Source organism: Williamsia sp. z71 (assembly GCF_059553375.1).
In genome coordinates this window covers 67,953-80,637 of record NZ_JCANWX010000003.1, presented here as the reverse complement: position 1 = coordinate 80,637, position 12,685 = coordinate 67,953, and the positions used below count along the sequence as shown (strand labels likewise).

Below are 12,685 nucleotides of genomic sequence, written 5' to 3'. Positions count from 1 at the left end.
TCCTGCAAGATCTTTGACAACTTCACAGTGTGAGCCGCCGGTGCGGCTGGACGGTGCCACCTCGATCTCAGACGTTGACGTGAGGTCAGGTTGGCGCGAAAGTCAGTACTCTGGGTGAATGGCCAGAACCATTGCAACCAACAACCACGTAGCGCTTGCTGAACTGCTCGACTTCGTTCGTCCGAGACACCAGATGCTGCTCAGTACGGTTCGTGCAGACGGAACGCCGCAGTTGTCGCCGGTCAGCGGCGGCGTCGATCCGCAGGGCCGCATCGTCATCGCCACCTATCCGGGACGGGCGAAGACGAAGAACATCAAACGGAATCCGGCGGTCAGCGTCTGTGTGTTGTCGGACGAGTGGAATGCGGCGTGGGTGCAGATCGACGGCACGGCCGAGGTGCTGGACATGCCGGAGGCCGAGGACGCGCTGGTCGACTACTTCCGCAGCATCGCCGGTGAACATTCGGACTGGGACGAATATCGCGCCGCGATGAGGTTGCAGAACAAATCGCTCATCCGGATCACACCTACGCGGTGGGGTCCGGTGGCCACCGGCGGATTCCCCGCTGACATCGCCACGAAACTGGACGCTCAGGACGGTTGAGGGGCCAGCGCCGCGAGTGGCGCGCGCGGCACATGGATCCAGCCCTCACGCTCGGCGATGGCCGCATGCTCGGCATCGGGCAACACGGTCAGGCCGAGGGCCGCGGCCCGGGCGATGAGTGCGGTGATCACCGCGTCGAACACGTCATCGCTGGTGGTGCACAGCGTTCGATAAGGACCCAGGTCCAGCCATGGCGCCTGGGTTTCGAGCCCGTCGACCAAGGCGGCAAGCGTCTCGAGTTGCGGGCGACCTTTGTATCGGTTGTGGCGCAGTTGCCAGATCTTCAGTGCCGCAGCGGGATAGGCTTCCACGGCGGTGCCGTTGATTCGGCTCGCATCGAAGTCCGGGCCATCGAGTTGTGCGAGCAGCCGAACCGCGCGTAGTGCCACGTAGGCGATGCGATCGGCGGAGACGCTCAGTGGGATCAAACCTGTTGTGGCGCGAACCCATTCGTCGGTTCTCCGGGCGACAAACCGGGTCACCCCGGGTTCGGCGAACAGTGATCGTTGTCGAGGGACATCCCCGCTGTGATGGGCGGACACCACGTCGACAAACGCATCGGGCCAGCCGAACGGGGCATCGATACCCACCTTGTCGGCTACGGGTACGGCCGTGAGGATGTCCGCGTCGGTGACCGGCATTTGTACGGCGGTGAGAACTGCTCCGCCACCGGACCACTCGAGAGTCGCCATCGCCGTCCGAACCGGTTGGGACGCAAGGTCGATTCCCAGTGTCCGCATCATCCGGCTCAGTCGTCGGGTGTGGCGTCGAATACTTCCTGGACCACGGCCATTGCCGACAACGCGGCCGGTGCGCCGCAGTATCCGCTGCAATGGATGACGGCCTCAGTGATCTCGGTGCGGGACAGCCCGTTCTTCAATCCGCCGCGGACGTGGCCGGCCAGCTCGCCGTGCGCTCGCAGTGCGGTGAGCAGTCCGATGTTCAGCAGGCTGCGGTCGCGCCGTTCGAGTCCGGGCCGAGACCAGATGCCGCCCCAGACGAGGTCGGTGACCGCGCTCTGGATCGCCTCGGATTCGGTGCCCTCGGTACGGGCCAGGGCGCGGTCGACGTATTCGTCACCCATCACCTCCCGGCGGATCTGCATGCCCGGTTCGAAACGGGAGTTCTCGGTGGTCATGGTGCTCCTTGCCGGGTCGATCTTCCAAGGTCGAACGGGTGCTCGCGCAGCCAATCCTGCCATGCCGGCGCCTCACGGCCGGATGCCCACGTAGACGCCCTCGGGGCGGAATCGCAGTCGTGGTTCGTTGTACTCCTCGAGCGCGTGCGCCACCCACCCGGCGATCCGGGCCAGGGCGAAGATCGTCTCGGCGGCGTCCGGTGCCATGTCATAGCGCAGAGCCAGTGCGCCCAGTGCCATGTCGGAGTTCATGAATCCGGCACCCGATGCGGCCAGCATCGGTCGCAGCTCGGCGATGGTGGGCATGACCTTGCGGTTTCCGCCCGGTGCCGACTGGAGTGCGGTCAGCAGGGTCTCCCCGCGCGGGTCCTGCTCGCGGTAGACCACGTGGCCGCAGCCGGGAACGGTGCCCGATGCCTGCAGTTCCATCGATAGGGCCGTGGCCGCGTCGGCGGTGGCTGCCCGGAGGAACCGGTGGGCCAGCGTGGCGGCTCCGCCGTGCAACGACCCGTCGAGGGCGCCGAGACCCGAAGTGATCACCGAATAGATGCTGGCGCGGGAACTGGCGGCCACCCGGGCGGCCACGGTACTCGAGGTCAGGTCGTGGTCGGCGAGTAACACCAGGGCCATGTTCAGCAGCCGAACCCGCGCTCGGGTGGCCGCGATGGTGGTCAGTCTCGGCCAGAGCCGTGCCGCCAGGGAGTCGTCGATCGGCGGTGTGTCCGTCAATGGCGGGAGCGCGGCAATGCTGTTGGCCAGGATGGCGGCCGCACGTGCGCAGACCGCGTCCGTCGAGATCTGATGGCGTAGCGCATCCCGTGAACCGAGTACGTCGATGACCAGTTTGATGGTGTCGACACCGCGGCCAGTCAGAGTCTGCAACGCGGATATCTGACGGAAAACCCTGGCGGGCAGGAGCTTCGCGTCCCAGTCCGGGTTGTGGTCCCACAGTAGTTCCGCGACGGCCTCGAATCTGGTGTTGTCCGCGAGCGTGGCCGCATCCCGGCCCCGGTAGTACAACCGATCGTTGTCGAGAAGTGTTATCTGCGTGCGTATCCGCTCGACGACTCCGGCGGGTGGACGGGTGGCGGACCGGCGGGCGACCGCGTCGACCTCATCGACGGCGAACACACTCCCACGGACACCGTCGATGCGGGCACTGGTCAAGGTGCCGCGACTGGCGTAGGCGTAGACCGTCTGCGTCTTGACGCCGAGGATGCGGGCCACCTGCACGGTGGTCAGATAGTCGCGGCCGTCGTGACGCAATGGGGTGGGCCAGCGTCGGCGATGTCCGGTGCGCCGGGATTCGGCAGTCATCGTCGGGACCTCCATGTTGATTCGATCAACATTGACACAGATCAATATCGAGCCGAATGTTGCTGTACCAGAAGAACACAAAAGAAGATCGGAGGCATCGATGTCCGTCATTGTTGCGCCACCCGGATTGAGTAATGTCGTCGTGACCGACACCCGCGTCGGAGATGTCCGTGGTGACGAGGGCTTTTATCAGTATCGGCAGTACTCGGCCATCGAACTGGCTCGAACCAAATCGTTCGAAGAGGTTTGGTACCTGTTTGTCCATGGCCGGCTTCCGGATTCGTCCGAACTCGCTGAGTTTGTGGTGCTCACCCGATCATTGCGGGCAATACCGGACGAGTTGGGGTCGCTGTTGCGGACCGTTGCGCTTGCCGGCACCGAGCGTCAACTCCTCGCCGGGCTCCGGACGGTGCTCTCTGCGCTTGCCGCGACACACCAGATCGCGCCGCTGTGGGACAGCGGTCCCGACCAGCGCATCGCCGACTCGCTGGTGGTCACGGCGGTGACGCCCACGATTCTGGCGGCCCTGTACCGGATTCGGTCCGGTGAGGATCCCGTCGAACCGCGCGATGATCTGTCGGTGTCGCAGAACTGGTTGTACAGCCTGACCGGTGTGGAGTCGACGCCCAGCGCTGCCCGCGCGGTGGAGCAGTACATGATCGCGACCATCGACCACGGTTTCAATGCGTCGACCTTCACCGGCCGGGTGATCGCTTCCACCGGCGCCGATGTGATCTCGGCCGTGTGCGGTGCGATCGGCGCATTCTCCGGACCGCTACACGGTGGGGCGCCCGATCGTGCGCTCGACGCGCTGGACGAAATCCGCGAGATGGGTGACGCAACAGACTGGGCCCGAACCCAACTCGCGCACCGCAGTCGCATCATGGGTTTCGGACACGCCGTCTACCGGACGGTCGATCCACGGTCGGAGATGTTGCGGGACATCGCGTTGTCGCTCGGTGGTCCGCTGGTCGATTTTGCGGTCCAAGTCGAAAAAGATGTGGTCGCGGTGCTGGCCGATGCGTACCCCGACCGGAACCTCTACGCGAATGTGGAGTTCTATGCCGGGGTCGTGATGGATCGCTGCGGTGTGCCCAGGGAGATGTTCACCCCCACGTTTGCCGTCAGCCGGGTCGTCGGATGGTGTGCGAATATCCTCGAGCAGGCGCAGGACCGGAAGATCATCCGCCCGATCGCCCGCTATGTCGGGCCCCCGGTCGCCTGACCCGTCGACCGTGCCGAAATCGCCGTCGACCGTGCCGAAATCGCAGGCGCTGTCGCTCAGCGCTGCGATAGTCGGCGGTCGAACGAACGGTCATCGTGGGGTGAAGGGCATGACCGAGCGAACGGTACTGCTACGCAACCAGAGTCCCGCCCAGATGACGACTCCGACGCCAATGGGAACGAAGGCCCCCGCGGCAAACTCTTCCTCGGACACCATCAGCGCGGTGACGGCGCCACCGAGGTAACCGGTCAGCAGAACCGCGCCGAGGATCGAAGTCCTCGGAAATAGGTACAGCGCAACGCATCCGAGCAGGACGAGGCCCATTGTCGTGGCGTCACCATCGGTGAATCCGAGGTCGTAGGTTGCTTCTTTGACGCTTTCGGGCATCGTCAGGTGCGATACGGCGTCGAAAAGCAGGAGCGCGGAGGCGACTCCGGTGATGACCCAACCGGCGATCTGGGCCCGGCGGCCGGGTGAGGATGTGTTGGGCGTTGCGGTGGTGGGACGCGCGCTGGTGGTCATGGCTACTCCTGGGTTGGTGGGTCGTTGCTAGTGAGACCACCGACGTCAAGAGAAGTAATCGAAATGAGTGAATCGCCTGCTCAGGAGGGTAACTTCGGCACGCTCGACGGTCGTTTCGGCACGCTCGACGGTCGGTTGGGCACGCTCGACGGCGTTGGGGTCAGGAGGAGCCGGTGAACGGGGCGGCAAACCAGCAGCCGACGGGTTGCTGGTTCTCCGGGTCGAGCGCGTTGAGGACAAAGGTGGCGGCACGACGCGACCCGGCGATGCCGGCGTGCTCGGTAAAATCTTGCGAACAACCGTCCTGGACAACGATGTTGGTCGAATTGGCGGCAACGAGGTTTCCGCTTGTGTACGGCACCACCAGTTCGTCGTACCGCGTCATGATGTTGGTGTAGGTGACGTCGGGATCGAGGATGCCGCCGGCCTGGAGTGTGCGCATCATGTCTGAACCCTTGACCATCTGCAGGCAGGCGCCACACAGAGCGCCGATGGTGATCTCCTGAAACCATTCGAGCCCGAGCAGTTTGACGTACATGTCCAATTCAGCTGCGGCCGCGACGGTGGTCCCGTTCCAGAGCGGGGCCAACGAGACGTATTTGTCGACTTTGCCGGCTCCACCGAGGAATTTCAGCCAATACGTCGGCATCAGGGTGCCCTGGGAGTGCCCTACGATGTCGATCTTCTCGGCACCGGTTGCAGACAGCAAGCGGTCGACGAAGGTGGCCAGCTCGGCGGCGCTGTCCTCGATCCGGTGCAGTCCACCGATGGCGCTCAGTGGCCACGGCACCCCAGCAAGGTTTCCGTAGTTGAGCGCGAAAACGCAGTAACCGTTGTTGGCGAGCAGCGGTACGTACGTGCCCCAGTTCGTCTGGGCGCCGCCACCGGTGCCGTGGACCAGCACGACCGGCCGCGGGTGTTCGGGCGACGGTTTGCAGTTCCAGTCGTTGCTGCCGGGCAGGGATCCGCCGGGATTCGCGAACTCCTCGGGGATGCCCGAAAAGAAGTTGTAGGTCACCGGAAGTGGGTCCTGAGCGGCGGCGGGCCCGGATCCGAACCCGGTGAAGAGCGCGACCATGGCGGCGATGAACATGACCCCGACAACGCGTGCGTACCGCATTCCGACCCCCGCAGGTCAATACATACCGGTTGTTGGGATGAAAGTAGCCCCAGGTTCGTCGTCGGGGAGGGTGTTTTCGGCTCTGATCACAAGCCGTGATCGGATCGAGTTGTTCAGCGCCGGTCGTAGTCCCGTTGTGCTTCGAGGACCGTGGGCATGTTCACCTGAACCAGGTCGATGAGCCCCTGCAGTTGGTCGGCGATCTTGCGTCCGAGCGGGGTGAGGTTGTACTCGACCTTGGGCGGAATCGCTTCGAGCACAGTCCGGGTCAGCATCCCGTCGCGCTCGAGGTTCTGTAGCGTCTGCGACAACATCTTTTCGCTGACACCGTCAACGCGTCGTCGCAGCGCGTTGAATCGATAGTTGCCCTCACGTAGCGCGATCAGCACGAGGGTGCCCCAGCGTCCGGTGACGGTCTGCACCGTCTCTCGCGAACTGCAGTCGCGCGCGAACACGTCTGACTCGAGCGAGCGGTTGCCTATTTCGGTCACCCCTCCACGATAACGCACCACTGACCTGGTCGCTTACGGTTCCTATGGCACTAACTATTAGTTAGTGCATACTGGGTGCGAAAGCGGTACGCCGACGAAATGGAGCAGAACATGACCACAGCAGTAACCGGAGCAACGGGGCACCTGGGGGTCCACGTGATCGCTGAACTCCTCGAACGCGGTGTCGCACTGTCCGAGATCGTGGCCGTTGTGCGCAACGCCGGCAAGGCGGCAGACCTCGCGGCCAAGGGTGTGCAGGTGCGGGTTGCCGATTACTCGGATCCGGCCGCACTTCGGGCAGCGTTCGACGGGGTCGACAAGCTGCTACTGATCTCCGGGTCCGAGGTCGGACAGCGGATCGCGCAGCACACCAATGTGATCGAGGCCGCCGAACTCGCCGGGGTACAGCTGATCGCCTATACGAGCATCCTCAAGGCCGATACCAGCGGGACTGCGATGGCACCAGAACACCTGGCCACCGAACAGCGGTTGTCCGCATCGTCGGTGCCGTCGGTCTTCCTGCGCAACGGTTGGTATTGGGAGAACTACTATGCCGCGATTCCCCAGGCCATCGAGTTCGGCAAGCTCTTCGGCGCCGCCGGAGAAGGCCGGGTCGCGGCCGCCACCCGCACCGACTACGCCGCTGCCGCTGCCGCTGTGATCACGTCCGACGAGGATCAGACCGGCAAGATCTACGAACTGGGCGGCAGCGACCGCATCACCTACGCAGAGTTTGCCCAGGTCATCAGTGACGTGTCGGGCAAGCCCGTCGAATATCAGGACCTGTCCGAGGCCGACTACGCTGCCATGTTGGTCGGTGCCGGGATACCCGAGCAGTACGTGGCGATCATCGCCGGCTCGGACGCGGCCATCGCACGCGGTGAACTCGACACCGAATCCGGTGATCTGCAGGCGCTGATCGGCCGTCCGTCCACGCCGGTTGCCGACGCGATCAGACCGGCCCTCGGTTAGTTTCCCGGAACCCGATGAATTCGGTCGGCACCCACGGTCTGTCTTGTGTACGGTTCGCACAGACAGATGAGAGGTCGACGAATATGTCGCAGCTGGTCCGGGTTCAGAACTTCGGCGTGTCCTTGGACGGAATAGGCGCAGGTGAGAACCAGAGCGTCGATCAGCCATTCGGCGACGGTGTCGACCCCAGGGATCTGCACGCGTGGGCCATTGCCACCGCCGGTTTTCCCGGTCGCACCGACCTCGGGGGTACTCGTGGCCTCGACGACTACCTGGTACGTGACTTCGAGCGCAACATCGGCGCCGAGATCATGGGACGCAACAAGTTCGGACCGCAGCGGGGGCCGTGGGAGGACCACGAATGGCAAGGATGGTGGGGCGATACGCCGCCCTTCGGTACCCCGGTGTTCGTTCTGACCCATCACGAGCGTCCGTCGTTCACGCTGGCCGACACCACCTTTCACTTCATCGATGCATCGCCGGCCGAAGCCTTGGCTGAGGCCAAGGCGGCTGCGGACGGCAAGGACGTCCGCATCGGGGGTGGGGTGAGCACCGTCCGCGAGTTCCTCGACGCCGATCTCATCGACACGATGCACGTCGCGGTCTCACCGATCACGATCGGGAAAGGCCTGCGGCTGTGGGCCAGTCCGCAAGAATTCGAGGACCGGTTCTTCCTCGAGGTCGTGCCCAGCGCAAGCGGAGTGACCCACCATCTGTTCTGGCGTCGGTAGGCCCATCTGCCCGGGCGGCGGTCAGCGCACGATGCGTGCGTACAGTTCGGCCAGTTCGTCGACGGCCTGGGCCACATCCATGGCCGCCGCCCCTGACCGGCGCAGCGCCGCCGACAGCTCGGTGGTGTCGAGTTCGGACAGCACGTCGATCTGGGGTGGATGTGGCAACGCGGGCATCTGCCTGCCGTCGCCGTAGAAGTCGACCTCGGTCATCGCCGGCGCCGGTGGCGCACTCTCGGCGTCGTCGGCGGGATCATCACGCAGGTGTGCCAGGAGCAGAGCCAGGTCGGTGCCCATCACAGTGAGCAGTGTGGATGGTTCTTTGTCGATGGCCGCGGCCAGTTCGTAGCTCACGGCCAGCAGGTGGATACAGCGATCGGCCGGATCCGGACAGTTGCAATCGACACGGATGTCGGACGCCTCGGTTGGGATCACCAGTGAGCCAAGGGTTTCGGGTTGCCGTCCGCGCGTGACCGCGACCAGGTCGTCGGTCTTGCCTTGTGCGCGCAGCAGTGACAGGACGGTGTCGGGATCTGCCGGTCCGGTGGTGATCGTCACCTCGAACGGATCGAGCTGGCTGCCCTGGACCAACGCCTTCACCTGGCCCGATCTCACCACCAGATCGATGACCACCCGATCACGAAAGTACGTGCGGGCCTTCGTGATCTTGCGTGCCTCGGCAGTTGATTCCACGGCCAGCAGGAAGGCCTTCGACCACGGGGTCAGCCCATAACCGCGCTGCGGGGGTTTGGGGGTACGGCTCATTCGCCCACCGCCTCATCGCTCAGCCGCATCAAGTCGTAGAGCTCGTCGTCCGCGGTGTTCGCGAGCCAACTCTCGCCGGTGGACACGGTCAGCTCGGACAGTTCGCGCTTGTCGGCGATGAGCTGGTCGATCCGTTCTTCCAGGGTGCCGACACACACGAACTTGCGTACCTCCACCCGTCGCTGTTGACCGATTCGGTAGACGCGATCGGTGGCCTGGTTCTCGACCGCTGGATTCCACCAACGATCCAGATGCACAACATGATTGGCGGACGTGAGATTCAGTCCGGTGCCGCCTGCCTTCAGCGACGCCAGCATGATGGCCGGGCCGTCAGGGTCGGAGAACTCCGCGACCATGGTGTCGCGCGCGGTTCGGCTCAGACCGCCGTGCAGGAACGAGAATTGTTGGCCGATCCGGTCGGAGAGCCAGGGCTGCAACATCGTCCCGAACGCGGTGAACTGCGTGAACACCAGCGCGCGCTCGCCGTCGGCGACGATGTTCTCGAGGATGTCCGTCAGCAATTCGATCTTGCCGGAACGATGTTCGTTGCGCCGCATGATCGGTGAACCGTCGCCGAGGTAGTGGGCTGGATGATTGCAGATCTGCTTGAGCCGGGTCAGTGCCGCGAACACCGTTCTACGACGCTCACTACCGGCCTCCTTGGTCTCGCCTCTGCCCAGCGCTTCCATCAGATCGTCGATGACTGCGCGATACAGGCCGGCCTGTTCGATGGTGAGGTTGGCGCGGACCGTCAGTTCGGCCTTCTCCGGCAGATCGGAGATCACCGTCGGATCCGATTTGACCCGTCGCAGGATGAACGGGGACGTGACGGCGTTCAACCGCTGTACCGCGCGCGGATCGCGCTCGCGTTCAATGGCTTCGGCGTATCTGGCCTTGAACATCGAGGCCGTTCCGAGTAGTCCGGGATTGACCAGGTCGATCACCGACCGCAGATCTTCGAGCCGGTTCTCGACCGGGGTACCGGTCAATGCGATGCGATGGCGGGCCTGGATCGAACGCACGGCCTTGGATTGGGCGGTGGCGACATTCTTGATGTGCTGCGCCTCGTCCACCACCAGTCGGTCCCAGGTGTTGGCACTGAGCAACTTTCGATCGCGGGAGGCGATGGCGAACGTGGTGATGACGATATCGGCGGCCAGCGCAGCAGCGGCGAATGGCGCCCCGGTCAGCCGCCCCGGCCCGTGATGGATCAGCACCGACAACTGTGGGGCGAACCGGGCGATTTCCCGTTCCCAGTTGCCGACCACCGACATCGGGCAGATCAGCAGCGTTGTGGCCGGCTGATCTGCCGGGGCGTCAGCGGCCTCACGTTCGCCGCAGATCAACGCCAGGACCTGAATTGTCTTGCCCAGACCCATGTCGTCGGCGAGTACCGCCCCGATACCCAAGGAGCTCAGATGCCGCAGCCATTCCATGCCGCGCTGTTGATACGGCCGGAGTTCGGCGCGCAATGTCTCCGGTGGCGCGAGGAGCGGTGGTGCCATGCGGCCGCGGCGTTTGATCTCGTCGAGCCACGACAAGCCCTCGACCCGGCTGACCGGAACCGGAAGCTTGTCGTCGCCGTCGGTCACGAGGCCGAACAGCTCGCCCATGTCGGCCGGCTGACCCGATTCGGCCAGCGCCTTCTGGGCCTGGATGAAGGCCGCGGTGCGGGACAACGCGGCGTTGTCGGCCCGTATCCACTTGCCCCGGACCTTGACGAGGTCGCCTTTCTGGCGGGCCAGGGCGTCCAGCTCGGCAGCGTTCAGCACGTCCTCACCGAGCGCCAATTGCCATTGGAAGTTGCGGATCTCGTCGAACCCGACCACCACTGATCGCTGCGGTGTGCCACCCTCCTGCTTGCCCCGCAAAGTCAGCGTCGGACGGACATGTGCGATGGAACGGGGCAGCAGCACTTCGTATCCGGCGTCGGCGAGTGCTGCGACCCCGGTGTCGAGGAGTTCGAGGACGACATCGGTGGTCAGCAGGAAATCGAGTGAATAGTCGTCGTGGCGAGCGGCCTTCAGGGTCGGGAAAGCCCGGACCGCGCCGGCGACCTCGGTGGTGACCTGATCGATCTCGTGGGCGTCGAGCCGGCGCAGCTCCACGGGTTCGTCGGGGCGGTCGACGGTCCGGCGGCAGACCTGCAGGCGCCACCGCGTCGGGTCGCCCTCGGTCTCCTCATCACCTTCGTCGGGTTCGTTCAGGCGCAACACCAGGGCGGATTCACCGAGCCGCAATCCGTCGGCCCACTGCGCCCACGCCGACGCCGCGGCCGTCGCCTTGTCCGCGGACATCGGCGGTGCGTCGACATCGGGTAAGAGGGTCCGGACGAATGAGGATCGAACGGCGTCGGCTTTGATGTCCCGGCAACTGGTGCGGCACAGGTGGTCGGTCATCTCACCGCAGAAGTCCATGATCGCGTCGGTGTCACCGTTGGCGAGGATCACCGGTGGTGCAGCGGCGATCGCCGTCGACAACCAGGTGCGCCAGGTGGTGGTGGCCAGTGGTGCCCACCGGACAGTCCATTCGCCGGCCACCCGGTGTACTGCCGGCGTGACCGAACCCGACCGGACGAATCGCTCGGTCGAATCCAGCAGGTAGCGGTAGTAGCGCAGTTCGCCGCCGACGATGTCGTCGGGTTTGATGGCCTCGAGCAGCTCACCCGCGGCCGCTGGTCCGAGCGTCACCGAGGCGACATCGCGCCGTTCATCGGCGCCGGGCCCGGACACCGTGATGGTGCGCCGCAGGGACCGGCCGCCGACAACCGCGTCGAGCGCGGGTGGCAAACCGTCGGGCACATGCTCGGTGCATGGCTGTCCTTCGGCGTCGGTGAACCACAGCGACAGTCCGACCCCACCGCGCCATAACGCGTGGGCCGCCGCTGTCTGAGTCACCCGCCCATGGTGGCACGCTTGTCGGACAGCCCCGCCATCGAGCGATCCCGCACCGACTGATCCGCCAAGCCCCGGAATGTCGAGGACAACCGGCGTAGTTGTAGAGGGCATGACGGAACTCGCAAGCAAGGCCGCAACTCTGCTCGAACTCCATCAGCCCGGAAATCCGGTGATCCTGCCGACGGTGTGGGACGCGTGGTCGGCCAACCTCGCCGTCTCCGCGGGTTTCACCGCGCTGACCGTGGGGAGCCATCCGGTGTCGGATTCGATCGGTAAACCCGACAACGAGGGCATCACGTTCACCGAGCTGACCACCCGCATCAAACAGATCACCGACGCGGTCGACGTGCCGATCTCGGTGGACATCGAAGCCGGGTACGGAGAGGACCCCAAACGGCTGATCGACGGACTGCTCGCCGCCGGCGCGGTGGGACTCAACATCGAGGACACCGTCCACAGCGAGGGCGGTCGCCTGCGGGAGGCGCAGGAACACGCCGACTTCGTCGGGGCACTGCGCGCCGCATCCGATGCCACCGACGTCCATGTGGTGATCAATGCGCGCACCGACCTGTTCCTCAAACAGGTCGGAGACGAGGCCGACCGGGTGGACCGGGCGATCGCTCGCCTGAAACTGGCCGCTGACGCCGGGGCCGACGTGCTGTATCCGGTGGGATTTCACGAAGATGCGGTGCAGAAACGGCTGGTCGACGAGCTGCCGCTGCCGGTGAACGCCATCGGGCATCCGGTGAACAACAACAAGGCCGCGTTCGCTGCGCTCGGTGTCGCCCGGGTCAGCTTCGGCCCCCTGTTCCAGATGGTCCTGGCCGTCCGGGCCGACGAAGTCCTCGCCCCCTGGAAGTGATGCGGCCCGGCTGATTCCGCCGAGCGGGCCGAACCGACCGT

General features: G+C 65.0%; 13 protein-coding genes. 5 read left to right on the top strand and 8 right to left on the bottom strand.

The window, feature by feature from the left end; genetic code table 11:
* Positions 1–118: 118 nt before the first annotated feature.
* On the top strand, positions 119–604 hold the full coding sequence (locus AC51GR_RS08510) for a PPOX class F420-dependent oxidoreductase (protein ID WP_496324199.1): 486 nt from the start codon (positions 119–121) through the stop codon (positions 602–604).
* Here the strand turns inward: AC51GR_RS08510 and AC51GR_RS08505 are convergent.
* The 3 genes from AC51GR_RS08505 to AC51GR_RS08495 all read right to left on the bottom strand — a co-directional run bounded on the left by AC51GR_RS08505 (position 592) and on the right by AC51GR_RS08495 (position 3,059).
* The gene (locus AC51GR_RS08505; RefSeq protein WP_496324198.1) at positions 592–1,347 is read right to left on the bottom strand and encodes a DUF429 domain-containing protein; all 756 of its coding nucleotides are present in this window, start codon (positions 1,345–1,347) and stop codon (positions 592–594) included. The two genes, AC51GR_RS08510 and AC51GR_RS08505, sit on opposite strands and share 13 nt — an antisense overlap.
* A gap of 5 nt (positions 1,348–1,352) precedes the next feature.
* Complete coding sequence (locus AC51GR_RS08500) at positions 1,353–1,742, bottom strand: carboxymuconolactone decarboxylase family protein (RefSeq protein ID WP_496324197.1); 390 nt, start codon at positions 1,740–1,742, stop codon at positions 1,353–1,355.
* Positions 1,743–1,814: 72 nt separating this feature from the next.
* Positions 1,815–3,059, bottom strand: coding sequence for a citrate synthase (locus AC51GR_RS08495; RefSeq protein WP_496324196.1), 1,245 nt, complete (start codon positions 3,057–3,059; stop codon positions 1,815–1,817).
* Positions 3,060–3,159: 100 nt separating this feature from the next.
* Between AC51GR_RS08495 and AC51GR_RS08490 the strand changes: the two genes are divergently transcribed.
* Positions 3,160–4,284 carry a citrate/2-methylcitrate synthase gene (locus AC51GR_RS08490; protein ID WP_496324195.1) on the top strand — a complete coding sequence of 375 codons (1,125 nt, stop codon included), beginning with the start codon at positions 3,160–3,162 and terminating at the stop codon, positions 4,282–4,284.
* Positions 4,285–4,374: 90 nt separating this feature from the next.
* Here the strand turns inward: AC51GR_RS08490 and AC51GR_RS08485 are convergent, their stop codons facing one another.
* From AC51GR_RS08485 to AC51GR_RS08475, 3 genes are all read right to left on the bottom strand, one after another.
* Complete coding sequence (locus tag AC51GR_RS08485; RefSeq protein ID WP_496324194.1) at positions 4,375–4,806, bottom strand: DoxX family protein; 432 nt, start codon at positions 4,804–4,806, stop codon at positions 4,375–4,377.
* A gap of 160 nt (positions 4,807–4,966) precedes the next feature.
* Positions 4,967–5,926, bottom strand: a complete 960-nt coding sequence (locus AC51GR_RS08480) for an esterase/lipase family protein (protein ID WP_496324193.1) — start codon at positions 5,924–5,926, stop codon at positions 4,967–4,969.
* Between the two features lie 113 nt (positions 5,927–6,039).
* On the bottom strand, positions 6,040–6,417 hold the full coding sequence (locus AC51GR_RS08475; protein ID WP_496324192.1) for a winged helix-turn-helix transcriptional regulator: 378 nt from the start codon (positions 6,415–6,417) through the stop codon (positions 6,040–6,042).
* Positions 6,418–6,528: 111 nt separating this feature from the next.
* Between AC51GR_RS08475 and AC51GR_RS08470 the strand changes: the two genes are divergently transcribed.
* Positions 6,529–7,389, top strand: coding sequence for an SDR family oxidoreductase (locus AC51GR_RS08470; protein ID WP_496324191.1), 861 nt, complete (start codon positions 6,529–6,531; stop codon positions 7,387–7,389).
* An 83-nt stretch (positions 7,390–7,472) separates the two neighbouring features.
* On the top strand, positions 7,473–8,120 hold the full coding sequence (locus AC51GR_RS08465; RefSeq protein ID WP_496324190.1) for a dihydrofolate reductase family protein: 648 nt from the start codon (positions 7,473–7,475) through the stop codon (positions 8,118–8,120).
* A gap of 21 nt (positions 8,121–8,141) precedes the next feature.
* On the opposite strand, the gene AC51GR_RS08460 is transcribed toward AC51GR_RS08465, so the two are convergent.
* Both AC51GR_RS08460 and AC51GR_RS08455 read right to left on the bottom strand, forming a co-directional pair.
* Positions 8,142–8,885 (bottom strand): SWIM zinc finger family protein, encoded by a 744-nt coding sequence (locus AC51GR_RS08460; RefSeq protein WP_496324189.1) that lies wholly within the window; start codon positions 8,883–8,885, stop codon positions 8,142–8,144.
* Entirely contained in the window at positions 8,882–11,782 is a 2,901-nt protein-coding gene (locus tag AC51GR_RS08455) for a DEAD/DEAH box helicase (protein ID WP_496324188.1), read from the bottom strand. Before AC51GR_RS08455 ends, AC51GR_RS08460 begins: the two co-directional genes overlap by 4 nt.
* Before the next feature lie 109 nt (positions 11,783–11,891).
* Here AC51GR_RS08455 and AC51GR_RS08450 point away from each other — a divergent pair, with 109 nt between their 5' ends.
* Complete coding sequence (locus AC51GR_RS08450) at positions 11,892–12,644, top strand: isocitrate lyase/PEP mutase family protein (protein WP_496324187.1); 753 nt, start codon at positions 11,892–11,894, stop codon at positions 12,642–12,644.
* The last annotated feature ends 41 nt before the right edge of the window (positions 12,645–12,685 follow it).